We start from the raw sequence: 15165 nt of genomic DNA, 5'->3' as shown, positions 1-15165 counted from the left end.
ACAAATTAAAAAACCTTCATAGATTGAAAAATCCAATTTTAATCTGTGGCAAATGTTTTTTCGCTTAAAGCGAGTTTTAAAATTTTTTATACTTGTAAACTATTTGTTTTAAAGCAAGTCTTCTCCTCTGCTTTCTGCCCAGATGGCAAACCAATCTTCTTTATCCATTTCAAGTTCAACTGCTTTCATCAAGGATTGAATTCTGGCAACATTTACAGTTCCTGCAACCGGAATTACTTTAGCAGGATGTTTTAAAATCCATGCGAGTAAAAGTGTATCAGAGCCTAAATGATATTTTTCTACTAATGTCGAAAGTAATTTTTTCAAACGGCGTGTTTGTTTGGTATCCTCCCTAAAAACGGTTCCAAGAGGATTCCATGCCAATGGTCGGATTCCGTGTATTTGCGCATAATCAAAAGTTCCGTCTGCCATCGGTTCAAAATTTGTAGCCGAGAATTGAACTGAATGATAACTAACTTCTGTTTTCTGACGAATTAATTCAACTTGCGAATTGCTGAAATTTCCAACTCCAAAATCAATAATCTTTCCTTCTGATTTTAATTTTTCAACCGCTTCGGCAATTTCTTCAGCCAGCATTAATGGACTTGGTCTTTGCAGTAAAAAAACATCAATATAATCTGTTTTTAATTTCTTCAGTGATTCTTCTGCAGACCAGATAATGTATTCTTTCGAATGTTCATAATGTCTTATTTTATTGTTACGGTTTTCAGTCACCATCTGGATACCGCATTTGGTAATTAATTGCAATTTTTCGCGGGAAATTTTACTGTCTTTAAAAGCCTTTCCAAATTCTGCCTCGGTGGTGTAATCTCCGTAAATATCAGAGTGGTCAAATGTTGTAATTTTGTTTTCGATACAGAGCTGTATCATACTTTCCATTTCTTTTGAAGTAAGATTTTTGTCCCAAACACCCCAATTCCTAATACCCGAAATTACAGGCGATAATAATGTTTTGCTCATTGTTTTGCTGTATTATTTTTAGTAATAATGATACTTATTTATAGCATAATCATCAAAGTTCTTAAAAATATAAAAATAGATTCACAATTCGTCCTTAAAATTAGGTCCTTGGTCGAAGTTTTAACCATTTTTTAACATCCTACTTCTCAAAAAATATTCAATTTGCACTCTCAAAAATCAGGTATAAAAATCAGGAGTTTTAAAAGGTTTTTAAAAATATTTATATGGAAGAAAATACAACGACTTTAGACATTAGAGCGATAAATGAAAAAATTGAGAGAGAAAGTGCTTTTATAGACCTTCTTACAATGGAAATGAACAAAGTTATTGTGGGCCAGAAACATATGGTCGAACGTTTATTAATTGGTCTTTTGGGACAAGGGCATATTTTACTCGAAGGTGTTCCGGGTCTGGCCAAAACTTTAGCGATAAATACATTGTCTCAGGCAGTACAAGGTTCTTTCAGCCGTATCCAGTTTACGCCGGATTTATTACCTGCCGATGTTATCGGAACGATGATTTACAACATCAAAGCAAACGAATTCTCTATTAAAAAAGGACCAATTTTTGCCAACTTTGTACTTGCTGATGAGATAAATCGTGCTCCTGCAAAAGTGCAGTCAGCGCTACTTGAGGCAATGCAGGAAAAACAAGTTACAATTGGTGATACAACTTTCAAACTTGATCGTCCGTTTTTAGTATTGGCAACTCAGAATCCTGTTGAACAGGAAGGAACATATCAGCTTCCTGAAGCGCAGGTTGACCGTTTTATGCTGAAAACCGTAATTGATTATCCAAAAATTGACGAAGAACGTTTTGTAATTCGCCAAAACCTAAAAGGATCTTACGAAAAAGTAAACCCTGTAGTTTCTGTAGAACAAATTCTGCGTGCGCAGGAAGCGGTTCGCGAAGTTTACATGGACGAAAAAATCGAAAAATATATCTTAGATATCATCTTTGCTACCCGTTATCCGGAGAAGTACAAACTAGCCGACTTAAAACCGCTTATCAGTTTTGGAGCATCACCACGTGGAAGTATCAATTTAGCCAATGCGGCAAAATGTTATGCATTCATCAAACGTCGCGGATATGTAATCCCGGAAGATGTACGTGCTGTAGTACATGATGTTCTGCGTCACAGAGTTGGAATTACATACGAAGCTGAAGCTGAAAACATTACTTCTGTAGACATTATCAACAAAATCGTAAACGAGATTGAAGTACCTTAAAAAGTTGATGGTTGATAGTTTTTTGTTGATGGTTTATGTGCCATCAACCCTAACCATAAACCATAAACCAAATCAAAAATGGATACAAAAGAGCTTTTAAAAAAAGTACGGAAAATAGAAATCAAAACCAAAAGACTGAGCAATCATATCTTTTCGGGAGAATACCATTCTTCATTTAAAGGGCGCGGGATGACTTTCAGCGAGGTGCGCCAATACCAATATGGCGATGATATTCGTAACATCGACTGGAATGTAACCGCACGTTACAACGAAGCCCACGTAAAAGTTTTTGAAGAAGAACGCGAACTAACCATGGTTTTAATGGTGGATATTTCGGGTTCTGAAGGTTTTGGCTCAAAAAGTCAGTTTAAAAAAGACATCGTAACCGAAATTGCGGCAACGATGGCTTTTTCAGCTACACAAAATAACGACAAGATTGGTTTAATATTGTTTTCGGATAATGTCGAATTGTACATTCCGCCCAAAAAAGGCCGCTCGCATGTTTTGAGAATCATTCGTGAATTGATCGAATTTGAACCAAAAAGCCAAAAAACAGATATCGCCCAAGCTTTAAAATTTCTTTCAGGAACACAAAAAAAGAAAGCAATTGTTTTTATGATTTCAGATTTCATGTCTGAAAATTATGAGCACACTTTAAAAATTGCTTCTAAAAAACATGACATTACTGGTGTTCGTGTTTATGATATCCGTGAAGAAAAAATACCAAATTTAGGAATGGTAACGATGCTTGATGCTGAAACCGGAAAAACTCAGCTGGTTGATACGGGTTCGAAAAAGGTTCGAATGAATTATGAAAAACATTATCAGGAACGCGTAAATTATTTCAAAGATATTTTTAGTAAATCCGGAGCTGGCGTAGTAAATACAAGGGTTGATGAGAATTACGTGACTAAATTACTGGGATATTTTAAATCGAGATAATTTAGATTATCAGACATCTTAGATTGTTAGAATATTAGATTAATTTGAAGAATAATTATAAATAAAATCGCTTAAGCTGAATCTGTTTTAAGCATTCATTTTAGACTAAAATCTGAAATCAAAAAATCAAATGAAATTAAAATTTTACATATTTCTATTTTTACTTTCTTCAGCTGTTTTTGCACAAAACAAGCAGATTGAAACGAGTATTGATACTACAAAAAATAAAATTGGTGCCGAGTTTAAGCTCACGCTTAAAACGGTAGTCAGCTCAAAATCTAAAGTTGTTTTTCCAAATTTGAAAAACATTGGCGCTTTAGAAGTAATCCAATCGTATCCTGTTGACACTGTTAAGAAAGACGACACATACGAATTGATTAAAAAATATGGCCTGACACAATTTGATTCGGGAAGATATGTTATTCCAGGCGTAAAAATCTTAATTGATAAAAAACCACATTTAAGTGATCCTGTTTCAGTTGAAATAAACAATATAAAAGTCGATACTCTACAACAAAAAATGTACGACATAAAAGACATTTCTACTGTAGAAAATGGTATCGGAGACTGGTGGATTTATCTTTTAATTGGTGTAATTATTCTGGCAATTGGTGCTTTTGTGTATTGGTACATCAAAAAACATCAGAAGAAAAAAATTGAAGAGGAAGTTTATAAAACACCTATCGAAAAAGCGACCAGCTTATTAAATGTTCTGGAGAAAAAAGAACTTTGGCAAAAAGGCGAAATAAAAGAATATTACAGTGAACTGACCGATATTGCCCGAAATTATATCGAAGAAGCAATTCAGATACCGGCAATGGAAAGTACAACTTCTGAATTGATCCAAGGGCTTAAAACGGCTTCTGCCAAAAAGAAAATGAGCCTGACTCCTGAAACTGTTGAAAACCTTGAAAGAGTTTTGAGACAGGCGGATTTGGTAAAATTTGCAAAGTCAAAACCCTTAGAATTTGAAATTACTGAAGACAGAAATAAAATTCAGAAAGCAATTTTAACGCTTGACAATGCTATTCCAACAGAAGTTCCTGCTGAGCAAGAAGATCAATTATTAAATGAAGCACAAAAACAAAAGCAAATTCAGCTTCTGTTAAAGAAAAAAAGAAACAAACGAATTATAATTTCGGTTGCTGCAGTTGTTTTTTTACTTACCGCCACAACTACTTATTTTGTTGTCACTAAAGGTTTCAACTACGTAAAAGATAATTTAATTGGACATCCAACCAAAGAATTACTCGAAGGGGAATGGGTCAAAAGTGAGTATGGAAACCCGGGTGTTTTAGTAGAAACTCCAAAGGTTTTACAGCGACTTGATACGCAAAAAGTCTTGCCAAAAGAAGCTATGGCCCTAATTAAGGAAATGCAGCTTTTTGGGTATGGAAGTTTACTTGACAACTTTTACATTACCGTTTCTACAGCGAAATTTAAAAACCCAACAGACATTGATCTAGCAAAAGCACTGGAAGGTAACTTAAAAATTATCGAAGCTCAGGGCGCTAAAAATATGATTGTTAAACAGGAAGATTTTGAAACCAAAGAAGGAATCACTGGGATAAAAGGCTATGGAACTTTTACTCTTATCAACGACAAACTGAATTCGAGTACTAAACTTTATTATGAAGTCCTGATGTTTAAGCAAGATGGCGGTCTGCAGCAAATTGCTATATTTCATGAAGAGGGTGACACTTATGCTAATGATATTTCGGACAGAATTTTAAATTCTGTTGAACTTAAAAAAGCAGGAAACTAATGGAAAAAATAACTTTTTTAAATCCGGAATTCTTTTGGCTTTTTTTACTAATACCAATTGCAATTGGATGGTTTTTCTGGAAAAGAAACCAGCAATCTGCTACCTTAAAAATGAGTTCAACTCAGGGCTTTAAAAACTCTGAATCTCTTTTGACAAAATTAAAACCTTGCTTATATGTCTTCAGGATTATTGCATTGTGTTCTTTGATTGTTGCATTAGCAAGGCCAAGAACAGTTGATATCAGCAATCAGACAAAAACTACTAAAGGAATTGATATTGTAATGGCAATAGACGTTTCAGGAAGTATGCTGGCAAAAGATTTAAAGCCAAACCGTATGGAGGCTTTAAAAAGAGTAGCTGCTGACTTTGTTAACGAAAGACCAAATGACCGAATCGGATTGGTTTTATATGCTTCTGAAGCTTATACAAAAACTCCTGTGACAAGCGATAAGGCCATTATTTTAGAAGCTATTAAAGAAATTAAATACGATAACGTATTACAGGATGGAACGGGAATTGGAATGGGGCTTGCAACTGCCGTAAACCGACTTAAAGACAGTAAAGCAAAAAGCAGGGTTATTATTCTGCTTACAGATGGTGTTAATAATGCCGGATTCATCGAACCGGAAACAGCTTCGGACATTGCAAAACAATACGGAATAAAAGTATATACCATTGGAATAGGAACTAACGGAATGGCTGAATTTCCTTACGCATATGCTCCAAATGGTGGTTTTTTATTCAAAATGCAAAAAGTAGAAATTGACGAACAATTACTGAAAAGCATCGCCAGAAAAACAGACGGTACTTATTTTAGAGCTACCAGTAATGATAAATTGGCGGAGATATACAATGCAATCAATAAATTAGAAACTACTGAAATACAGGAATTAAAATTCTACGATTATGATGAAAAATACAGATTTTTTGTATTACTCGCCGGGATTTTACTATTGTTGGAGGTTGGTTTAAAAAATACAATTTACAGAAGCTTCATTTGATTTTCAAATCAAAAAATTTCAATTTTTAAATTCCAAATCCCAACTTGGAATTATGAATTTAAAATTTGGGAATTAATTTAGTACGAAAGCAAAATTTGGAATTTGGAATTTATCTCAAAAAACTAGTGAGATTGGAATTTTAAAATATTTATGGAATTAGACGAAAAAAAATATTTATATCTATTATTTCTCATCCCGATTGTGGTATGTGTTTTTCTTTTCAATATGTATTGGAAAAGAAAAAAACAGCGTGAGTTTGGTGATTTGGAAATGGTAAAAAAACTAAGCCCTGAACGTTCTGTTTTTAAACCTGTTTTAAAATTAGTATTGTTTCTTTTGGCTTTAACCTGTTTGATTATAGGTTTGGTTAATCCAAAAATTGGAACCAAAATGGAAACTGTGAAACGTGAAGGAATTGATATTGTTTTTGCCGTTGACGTTTCAAAAAGTATGCTTGCCGAAGATGTGGCACCAAGCCGTTTAGAAAAAAGCAAGCAATTAGTTTCGCAAATCATCAATAACTTAGGAAGTGACAGAATTGGAATTGTGGCCTACGCCGGAAGTGCATTCCCGGTTTTACCCATTACAACAGATTATAGTGTAGCCAAAATGTTCCTGCAAAGCATGAATCCTGATATGGTATCATCTCAAGGGACTTCATTGGACGAAGCGATTGTTTTATCTTCAAAATATTTTGATGAAAAAAGTAAAACCAGTAAGTTATTAATTTTGATTTCTGACGGAGAAGATCATTCTGAAGGAGCTTCAGCAGCAGCGGAAGAAGCCAACAAATTAGGAATGAAAATTATTACAATTGGTGTTGGAACAGAAAAAGGCGGAACTATTCCATTAAAAGAAAATGGAGTTGTAAAAAGCTTTCAAAGAGATCAAAACGGAGAAGTTGTTATTACAAAACTAAATCAGGAAGGTTTAAAAGCGATTGCAAAAGCTACCAAAGGCGGATATGTTTACGGAGGAAGTACTAAAGAAGTTCTCGAATACGTAAAAAATGCATTGAATAATATTCAGAAAACAGAATTTGAAGCTACACAAATGGCAGACTTTCAATCGCAATTTCAATGGTTTTTAGGTTTTGCCTTCTTACTATTATTCCTTGACATCTTTCTACTGGAAAGAAAAACAAACTGGATAAACGAGCTGAATTTATTTAACGAAAAGAAATAATTGTTCTGATAAATCGGGAACAAAAAAATAAAAACAGAATGAAAAATTTACTTCTTTATATTTTACTAACCTTTTCTTTGGCAGTTTCCGCCCAGGAAAAAGACAAAACATTGCCAGACGCCAATGAAGAATATAAACAGAATAAATTTGTTGATGCTGAGGCAAATTACAGAATTTCACAATCAAAATTTCCTAAAAAGGCTATAGCTTCTTATAATTTAGGAAATACTATATACAAACAAAATCAGGCGTCAGAGGCAAAATTTGCTTATGCAAAAGCTATTAAAAATGCCAAAACCAGACCGGAAAAACACAAGGCTTTCCATAATTTAGGAAACGTGTTTATGAAAGAGAAAGATTATTCTCAAGCAGTTGAAGCCTATAAAAATGCACTTCGTAATGACCCTACCGATGATGAAACAAGGTACAATTATGCATATGCAAAACAAAAATTAAAAGAGAATCCTCCTAAAAACGATAAAAAAGACAACAAGGATAAGAAAAACGATAAAAAAGACGACCAAAAAAAGGACGGAGACAAGAAAGACAAGAAAGACGGAAAGGACGATCAAAAGAAAGACGACAAAGGCGATAAAGACAAGAATAAAAAAGATGGAAAAAACGATCCGAAAAAAGATGAGAAATCTAACAATAACGGAGAGCCAAAACCTATGCCCGGAGGAATTTCTAAAGATCGTGTCCAGAATTTACTAGATGCGGTAAATAATGAAGAAAAGAAAATTCAGGACAAAGTAAATGCCAAAAAAGTAAAAGGAAGTCCTAAAAAAAATGAAAAAGACTGGTAGATTTTATTTTTAAATAAATATCAGGTTTTTTTTAAAAGGAATGGCTTTGACTCCCTTAAGCTTCACAAATAATAAACGATGTAATTTTTTAATTTAAAAAGATTTAAAAAACGATTAAACAAGTAATGAAAAGATATTTAATTCTATTACTATTCACTTTTCAGGGGCTTATGGCTCAGGTTCAATTTGAAGCCAGAGTAAGCAAGAATACGCTTGGAGTTAACGAAAGACTTCGAATTGACTTTATCATGAATGTCGATGGTGATAATTTTGAACAGCCTTCATTTGACGGTTTCAGGATTGTAGGAGGGCCAAGTCAACAAATAAGTCAGTCCTGGGTAAATGGAAGAAGCTCTTTTCAGAAAGTTTATTCTTATTATTTATTGCCAAATCAAAAAGGTACATTTATAATCAAACAGGCTGCAATTGAATATAATGGTCAGATTTACAAAACATCTCCTATCAAAATAACGGTTACCAATGCGGTTGCTCAGGAAAGAGACCCTAATGTGCAGCAACAACAGCAAGGAGGTGTAAACGGAAATGAAGTTTTAAATCTGGTAGCAGAAATTTCAAAAACAAATCCTTATATAAATCAGCCCATAACTGTTGTTTATAAATTATATTTTAATGGTATTGGTGTAACAGGCTTTAAAGAACTGGCTAAACCTAAATACAAAGACTTTTGGAATCAGAACATCGATATCAAGCAACTACAAGTTGAAGAAGGATTGTATAAAGGGGAACGCTGTTATTTTGTTGTTCTTAAAAAAACGATCCTATACCCTCAAAAATCAGGAAATCTTACTATTGAACCGCTTTCTTTAGACATCGGTATTCAGGTACCAAGGGGTCGTGATATGTTTGGACGAATCGTTACTGATGATGGAAATAAAACCGTTTCTGCGGGTGCCAAAACGATCAACGTAAGAGCACTACCAGAAGTAAATAAGCCAATTGGATTTACAGGAGCTGTTGGTAAACTTGATTTTAAAGTAACCCCATCAAAAACTTCTTTAAAAAATGGGGAGAGCCTTGATTTGGTTGTAAGTGCTACCGGTACAGGAAACATGAAATTGTTTACTTTACCTAAGCCTGTTGTTCCAAATGCATTAGAAATGTATGATCCTGTACATGATGAAAAAGTGAATACATCACTTGCAGGAATGTCAGGTACAATTTCGGACAAGTATACGATTATCCCTCAATATAAAGGGAAATATGCTATAAAACCAATGGAATTCTCTTATTTCGATTTGAATTCAGGCAGTTACAAAACCATAACTTCACCGGAAATTATGATTGATGTGCTGGATGGACCGATGCAGACTGAAGCCGTTTCATCAAATAAATCGAAAAATGTGATTTCAAAATCGGAGCAATTTAAATACATTAAACCAAAAACCATTTTAGTTGCTATAGCCAAAGATGATTTTTACGGATCTGATTTGTATTATAGCTTATTGTTATTGCCTTTCGTGATTTTACCGATTATTGTGATTGCTAAGAAGAAAAAAGAAGCAATTGACAGCGATGTTACCGGCAATAGAATTAAGATGAATAATAAGCTTGCGAAGAAATATTTATCTGAAGCAAAAAAACAGCTTAACAATAAAGAGCCATTTTATATTGCATTGGAAAAAGCAATGCATAATTTCCTGAAAGCTAAATTGCATATTGAAACTTCAGAAATGAGCAAAGACAACATCCGTGAATTATTGTTATCCAGAAATGCAAATCCGGAAACTGTTCAAAGCTTTATTAATTTAACTGAAAACTGCGAGTTTGCAAGATATGCACCGGCATCAAGTGCATCAATTCAACAGGATTATGATAAGGCTGTTTTGATTATATCAGCATTAGAAAAACAAATTGTTTAATTGAATAAATTATAATCATTTGTCAAATCGAGCGGAGTCGAGATTACCATTTGAGAGTTTCGACTTCGCTCAACTTGACAAAATGAAAATCATAAACAAATGAAAAACATACTATATCTCTTTTTATTAATCTCGCAGGTTTTCTTTGCTCAGAACAGCTTTGAAAAGGGAAATACCTTATATCAAAAGGGGCAATACAAGCAAGCAGCGCAAACTTATGAAAGCATCATTAAGGAAGACAAACAACATTCTGCTGAATTGTATTTTAACTTAGGAAATTGTTATTATAAACTTAATAAAGTAGCGCTTTCGATTTATAATTATGAAAAGGCTCTTGTTCTAAAACCACATGATGCCGAGACTTTAAACAATTTAAAATTTGCCAAAAAACTAACCATCGACGAAATTAAGGAAGTCCCAAAAGTTGGTTTTGCAAAACTAATTCAGAATTTTACAGGTATTTTTAACTATAACATCTGGGCCTGGATTTCGGTAGGAATTGCATTTGCTTTTTTACTGAGTTTTATTGGCTATTATTTCTCACAGCTTACACTTTCAAAGAGAATATATTTTATAGGAATGTTCATTTTATTGTTTGCTTTGGTATTAAGTGCCTCTGCAGGAATAACTGAAAAAGACCACTATAATAATGATCGTCCTGCGATAGTTTTTGCCGAAATGACAGAAGTACGAAGCGAACCTCAAAAAGCAGGATCAAGCATTTTTTTATTGCATGAAGGTGCCAAAGTTTATGTAAAAGAAGCTTTGGAAAACTGGAAAAAAATCGAATTGACGGATGGTACAGAAGGCTGGATTGACGCTTCTGCTATCAGGGAAGTTAAATAGTAAATTATTTCATAAAAAAAGTCCGTTTCTAAATTCAGAAACGGACTTTTTTATGGGATTATATTCTCTCTCTAGTCTAAAGATTCTGTTAGCTTTTTGAAAACTGTTTTGGCATTTTTACCTTCATACAATACAGCGTAAACCGCATCGATAATTGGTGTTTTTGCACCATATCCCTGATTTAATTTATAAGCACTTTTAGTCGCGTAATACCCTTCAGCAACCATACTCATTTCCATCATGGCGCTTTTTACGGTATAGCCTTTTCCGATCATATTTCCGAACATTCTGTTTCTTGAAAATACCGAATATCCTGTTACCAATAAATCGCCCAAATAAGCTGAGTCATTGATATCTCGTTTCATTTTATGTACTTTCTTGATGAATTTTCGCATTTCCCGGATTCCGTTACTCATCATTACAGACTGAAAATTATCACCATATCCTAAACCATGCGCAATTCCGGCAGCTATGGCATAAATATTTTTCAGCATTGCTGCATATTCAGTTCCGATAATATCGTCCGAAATTTTAGCTTTGATATAATTACTCGATAATATTTTGGCAACTGTACAGGCTTTATCAGGATCACCGCAGGCAATAGTTAAATAAGAAAGCCTTTCCAAAGCTACTTCTTCAGCGTGACAAGGACCTGTAATCACTCCAATATTATAGTATGGAATATCGTATTGAATATGAAAATGTTCTCCAACAATCAAACTTGTTTCAGGAACAATTCCCTTAATAGCCGAAAAGATAATTTTATTTTCCAGAGAAACCGTTAACGGCTCTAATTCTGCACTTAAAAAAGCCGAAGGAATAGCAAAAATCAAGTAATCTGCATATTCAACTGCTTCGTTTATATTGTTGGTTAATTTAAGCTTTGTAGTATCAAATTCAACTGAACTTAAATAATTTGGATTATGCTTGTATTTCTGAATATGTTCTATCGCTGCATCATTTCGCATATACCACGAAATTTCAGGAAGATTCACACATAACATTTTTGCAATTGCAGTTGCCCAGCTCCCTCCTCCAATTACTGCAAATTTTAAATTTTGGCTCATTATTTTAATTAATTTAAAGCAAAAGTACTTAATAATGCAGTAATATCACAAAATGTAGTTTAAGAATTTCATAAAAAAGCCTTTAAACACGATGGTTTCAAGTTTCTTTAAAAAAAGCAACTATTTTTCTTCTATCACAATAAAAACTAAATCATTACGTTGTAACACATTATAAATTAGATTTTTAAATGAATTTAGTAAGAATTGAGTTAGTTAGTTTTGTTTTAGTATTTTAAAAAGGCGTTCCTAAAAAAATTAAGAACGCCTTTTTTTTAATTCAAATTCCAAAATTTAAGCTGCCAATAACAATTTCTATCTCTTGATATTAAATAGAGGTTTCAACTTAAACAAAAATTCCAAATTCCAATAATTTAGTTTACTGTTGGAATTTGGAATTTAAAAAAACTTGAAATTTTATTTTTAGTAACTCATTTCAACAATAGATTTCACTTTATCTAAAGTCACCAATTGATTTTCTCCTAAACCTTTCCAGCCTCTTTCATCAAAACGATTTACAATAAAATCTGCTGTTTCGCTGTAATCATCTGTGTATTGAGAAAGTTTAGTATCCATTCCCATAGTATGGAAAAATTCAACTGTTTTATTTATAGCTTCTTTTGCAACTTCATCATCAGAACCTGTTAAGTTGAAGATTCTTCTCCCGTATTGCGCTAGTTTTCCTTTTTTGGTTTCAAACATCACATTATACAAACTTGGGCCAATAATCGCCAGAGTTCTTGCGTGATCGATTCCGTATAAAGCGGTTAATTCGTGACCAATCATATGTGTCGCCCAATCAGAGGGAACTCCTTTTTGGATTAATCCGTTTAAAGCCATTGTACAACTCCACATAAAATTGGATGCCAAAGCATAATCCGTTGGATCTTCGACAACTTTTGGACCAACTTCAATTAAAGTTTGTAGAATTCCTTCAGCAATCCGGTCTTGTAAAAAACCTTCATGCGGATACGTCAGATATTGCTCCATTACGTGTGTGTAAGCATCTACAACCCCATTCTGAATTTGTCTTTTTGGCAAAGATTCAATTACAGTTGGATCACAAATAGAAAATTTTGGGAACATAGCGCTTCCACCAAAAGCCAGTTTTTCTTGCGTTGCTTTAATCGTAACAACAGAACCGGAATTCATTTCACTTCCTGTTGCTGGCAATGTCAAAACGGTTCCAAAAGGCACGGCATTTTCTTTAATGAACAGACGCTTTTGCAAAATATCAATCGGATTCCCATCAAAATGAACCGCTGCCGAAATAAATTTTACACCATCAATAACAGATCCGCCACCAACAGCCAGGATAAAATCGATTTTTTCTGCCTTTATAACTTCAACCGCTTTCATTAAAGTCTCAAAATGCGGATTGGGTTCAATGCCTCCAAATTCAACAATATCAAAACCTTTTAAGTTATTAATTACCTGTTCGTGAATTCCGTTTTTAAAAATACTTCCACCGCCATAAGCCAATAATATTTTGGCATCTTTTGGAACCAAAGTCGAAAGTTTTTCAATTTGTCCTTTTCCGAAAATTAAGTTTGTCGGATTGTATAATTCAAAGTTTAACATCTGCTTATTTTTTTAATTGTGCCATTAATTTTTCAGCAACCAGTTTTGATGAAGCCGGATTTTGACCTGTAATCAACAAACCGTCTTCTACTGCATAAGGTGCCCAATCAGCTCCTTTTGAATATTCACCACCATTGGCTTTTAACGCATCCTCTAATAAAAACGGAACCACTTTTGTCAATCCAACACCTTCTTCTTCGGTATTTGAAAATCCGGTAACTTTTTTGTCTTTTACTAAATAAGAACCATCGATTTTTACATTTTTTAATGCTGCCGGTGCGTGACAAACAAAACTTACTGGTTTTTTATGATTGTAAAAAGATTCAATCAAAGCGATTGAGTTTTGATCTACAGCTAAATCCCACATTGGTCCGTGACCACCCGGATAAAAGACTGCATCAAAATCTTTCTGATTCACATCTGTAATTTTATGTGTATGTTTTAACTTTTCCTGCAAAGCTAAATCCGCATCAAAACGTTTAGTGTCTTCTGTAGCAGCACTCGGATCATTACTTTTTGGATCGATTGGCGGCTGACCACCTAAAGGACTTGCAATCTCTACAATATATCCCTGATCTATCAGCGTATAATAAGGAGCAGCAAATTCTTCTGTCCAAAATCCTGTTTTTTCACCTGTATCTCCTAATTTGTCATGGCTCGTAAGCACAAATAATACTTTTTTCATCTGTTTTTTATTTAATTTTTGAGCAGTAGTCGAAATGCTACCTGCTGTGAAAGCGATTATCGCAAATAATGCTATTTTGTTCATTTGATTAATTTTAAACAAATTTACGGCTTATGTGATATTTGTAAAAATAAAATAAACTATGTTTGTTATAAATAAAACTATATCATGGTAAATCTGGAATGGTACAGAACGTTTAAAGCGGTTTATAAAAATGGAAACTTTTCTATCGCTGCAAAGGAGTTATTTATGAGTCAGCCTGCAGTAAGTCAGCAGATCTCTATGCTCGAAGCTCATGTTGGAAACAAATTATTTATTCGAAAGTCTAAAGGCGTAGAACCAACCGAGTATGCTAAGTTACTGAATAACTTAATAATAGATGCACTCGATCGGCTTGAAAATGTGGAAAACACATTCAGGGCTAAAGCAGAAGATGCAACCCGGTTAATTTCTGTGGGAATCTCAAAACATCTTTTCAGTAGTGTTGGTAATGCTTTAATTCCAAAATTTGATTTAATCGATTTTACTTTTGCCGATGATGATACTCTTTTCTCCCTGGTCGATTCTAAAAAACTGGACTTTGCTATTGTTTCGAAAAAATATGATACGTTTGATACCATTCAGGAAACGGTTGCCAAAATTAAACTGGTAATGGTTGGACCAACGAATTTAGATATTACCGAATTTCGACAGAAACTCAAATCAGATAATTTTTCGGAAGCAGAACAATGGCTGAACGAACAAAAATGGTATTCGCATGATGCAAGGATTCCACATATAAAATTATTCTGGCTGCATGCTTTCCATAAAAAGAGACCTTCCATGGTTCCCAATTATATCATTCCGTCAGAATATGAAATGCTGGAAATGCTCTCTAAAAATTCCGGTGTTGCCGTAACCTGGAATTGTAATGCCAGAAAATTTATTCAGCAAAACAAATTGCAATTGGTCTGGAATAGTTTTCACGTTCCTGAAGAATATGTCTATTTACTGGCTGCTAAAAACAACAATCTGAAAACCTTTTTTGATATTATTGCCAACGAGGTAAGAATTGCTTTATCTACTTAAAAGATAAAATCCTTACTTAAAATCATCAAAAATGATGAGTTGTACTATTCTATTCCACATTAAATTTGTCGTATAGCGAATTTGATTTTTGTGAACTTTTTCTGAGTTAAACTTTAAATTGCTCAGCGTAAG

Annotated in this window: 13 protein-coding genes; 9 read left to right on the top strand and 4 right to left on the bottom strand. The window is 33.8% G+C overall.

What is annotated here, in order from left to right:
• Positions 1-108 precede the first annotated feature (108 nt).
• On the bottom strand, positions 109-981 hold the full coding sequence (locus JE46_RS09855; RefSeq protein WP_031455110.1) for an aldo/keto reductase: 873 nt from the start codon (positions 979-981) through the stop codon (positions 109-111).
• A gap of 224 nt (positions 982-1205) precedes the next feature.
• Here JE46_RS09855 and JE46_RS09850 point away from each other — a divergent pair, with 224 nt between their 5' ends.
• The 8 genes from JE46_RS09850 to JE46_RS09815 all read left to right on the top strand — a co-directional run bounded on the left by JE46_RS09850 (position 1206) and on the right by JE46_RS09815 (position 10635).
• Positions 1206-2210: an AAA family ATPase gene (locus tag JE46_RS09850; protein ID WP_017497457.1), complete on the top strand. Its 1005-nt coding sequence runs from the start codon at positions 1206-1208 to the stop codon at positions 2208-2210.
• Positions 2211-2288: 78 nt separating this feature from the next.
• Complete coding sequence (locus JE46_RS09845; protein WP_031455109.1) at positions 2289-3152, top strand: DUF58 domain-containing protein; 864 nt, start codon at positions 2289-2291, stop codon at positions 3150-3152.
• Between the two features lie 130 nt (positions 3153-3282).
• A complete protein-coding gene (locus tag JE46_RS09840) occupies positions 3283-4917 on the top strand; it encodes a hypothetical protein (RefSeq protein ID WP_031455108.1) in 1635 nt (544 codons plus the stop codon).
• Positions 4917-5918 (top strand): vWA domain-containing protein, encoded by a 1002-nt coding sequence (locus JE46_RS09835; protein WP_031455107.1) that lies wholly within the window; start codon positions 4917-4919, stop codon positions 5916-5918. Before JE46_RS09840 ends, JE46_RS09835 begins: the two co-directional genes overlap by 1 nt.
• Positions 5919-6068: 150 nt before the next feature.
• The gene (locus JE46_RS09830) at positions 6069-7103 is read left to right on the top strand and encodes a VWA domain-containing protein (RefSeq protein WP_031455106.1); all 1035 of its coding nucleotides are present in this window, start codon (positions 6069-6071) and stop codon (positions 7101-7103) included.
• 38 nt (positions 7104-7141) lie between these two features.
• On the top strand, positions 7142-7909 hold the full coding sequence (locus JE46_RS09825) for a tetratricopeptide repeat protein (RefSeq protein ID WP_031455105.1): 768 nt from the start codon (positions 7142-7144) through the stop codon (positions 7907-7909).
• Between the two features lie 125 nt (positions 7910-8034).
• Positions 8035-9789, top strand: coding sequence for a BatD family protein (locus JE46_RS09820; protein ID WP_031455104.1), 1755 nt, complete (start codon positions 8035-8037; stop codon positions 9787-9789).
• A gap of 99 nt (positions 9790-9888) precedes the next feature.
• The gene (locus JE46_RS09815) at positions 9889-10635 is read left to right on the top strand and encodes a tetratricopeptide repeat protein (RefSeq protein ID WP_031455103.1); all 747 of its coding nucleotides are present in this window, start codon (positions 9889-9891) and stop codon (positions 10633-10635) included.
• 71 nt (positions 10636-10706) lie between these two features.
• On the opposite strand, the gene JE46_RS09810 is transcribed toward JE46_RS09815, so the two are convergent.
• The 3 genes from JE46_RS09810 to JE46_RS09800 form a co-directional block, all read right to left on the bottom strand.
• Entirely contained in the window at positions 10707-11702 is a 996-nt protein-coding gene (locus tag JE46_RS09810; RefSeq protein ID WP_031455102.1) for an NAD(P)H-dependent glycerol-3-phosphate dehydrogenase, read from the bottom strand.
• 420 nt (positions 11703-12122) lie between these two features.
• Positions 12123-13280 (bottom strand): iron-containing alcohol dehydrogenase, encoded by a 1158-nt coding sequence (locus JE46_RS09805; RefSeq protein ID WP_031455101.1) that lies wholly within the window; start codon positions 13278-13280, stop codon positions 12123-12125.
• A gap of 4 nt (positions 13281-13284) precedes the next feature.
• Positions 13285-14049, bottom strand: a complete 765-nt coding sequence (locus JE46_RS09800; protein WP_083480872.1) for a type 1 glutamine amidotransferase domain-containing protein — start codon at positions 14047-14049, stop codon at positions 13285-13287.
• A gap of 84 nt (positions 14050-14133) precedes the next feature.
• Here JE46_RS09800 and JE46_RS09795 point away from each other — a divergent pair, with 84 nt between their 5' ends.
• Positions 14134-15033 (top strand): LysR family transcriptional regulator, encoded by a 900-nt coding sequence (locus tag JE46_RS09795; RefSeq protein ID WP_031455099.1) that lies wholly within the window; start codon positions 14134-14136, stop codon positions 15031-15033.
• Positions 15034-15165 lie beyond the last annotated feature (132 nt).

The organism is Flavobacterium chungangense LMG 26729 (genome assembly GCF_000735715.2).
In the GTDB taxonomy this organism is placed as follows: Bacteria; Bacteroidota; Bacteroidia; order Flavobacteriales; family Flavobacteriaceae; genus Flavobacterium; species Flavobacterium chungangense.
Note: the sequence above shows the minus strand (reverse complement) of the source record. Positions and strands in the feature narration are given on the sequence as shown.

What these genes read in the sequence shown, in the direction of transcription:
- JE46_RS09845 (WP_031455109.1), top strand. Translation starts at nt 2,289, where the DNA reads ATGGATACAAAAGAGCTTTTAAAAAAAGTACGGAAAATAGAAATCAAA.
- JE46_RS09795 (WP_031455099.1), top strand. Translation starts at nt 14,134, where the DNA reads ATGGTAAATCTGGAATGGTACAGAACGTTTAAAGCGGTTTATAAAAAT.
- JE46_RS09815 (WP_031455103.1), top strand. Translation starts at nt 9,889, where the DNA reads ATGAAAAACATACTATATCTCTTTTTATTAATCTCGCAGGTTTTCTTT.
- JE46_RS09805 (WP_031455101.1), bottom strand. Translation starts at nt 13,280, where the DNA reads ATGTTAAACTTTGAATTATACAATCCGACAAACTTAATTTTCGGAAAA.
- JE46_RS09835 (WP_031455107.1), top strand. Translation starts at nt 4,917, where the DNA reads ATGGAAAAAATAACTTTTTTAAATCCGGAATTCTTTTGGCTTTTTTTA.
- JE46_RS09800 (WP_083480872.1), bottom strand. Translation starts at nt 14,049, where the DNA reads ATGAACAAAATAGCATTATTTGCGATAATCGCTTTCACAGCAGGTAGC.
- JE46_RS09855 (WP_031455110.1), bottom strand. Translation starts at nt 981, where the DNA reads ATGAGCAAAACATTATTATCGCCTGTAATTTCGGGTATTAGGAATTGG.
- JE46_RS09850 (WP_017497457.1), top strand. Translation starts at nt 1,206, where the DNA reads ATGGAAGAAAATACAACGACTTTAGACATTAGAGCGATAAATGAAAAA.
- JE46_RS09825 (WP_031455105.1), top strand. Translation starts at nt 7,142, where the DNA reads ATGAAAAATTTACTTCTTTATATTTTACTAACCTTTTCTTTGGCAGTT.
- JE46_RS09840 (WP_031455108.1), top strand. Translation starts at nt 3,283, where the DNA reads ATGAAATTAAAATTTTACATATTTCTATTTTTACTTTCTTCAGCTGTT.
- JE46_RS09830 (WP_031455106.1), top strand. Translation starts at nt 6,069, where the DNA reads ATGGAATTAGACGAAAAAAAATATTTATATCTATTATTTCTCATCCCG.
- JE46_RS09820 (WP_031455104.1), top strand. Translation starts at nt 8,035, where the DNA reads ATGAAAAGATATTTAATTCTATTACTATTCACTTTTCAGGGGCTTATG.
- JE46_RS09810 (WP_031455102.1), bottom strand. Translation starts at nt 11,702, where the DNA reads ATGAGCCAAAATTTAAAATTTGCAGTAATTGGAGGAGGGAGCTGGGCA.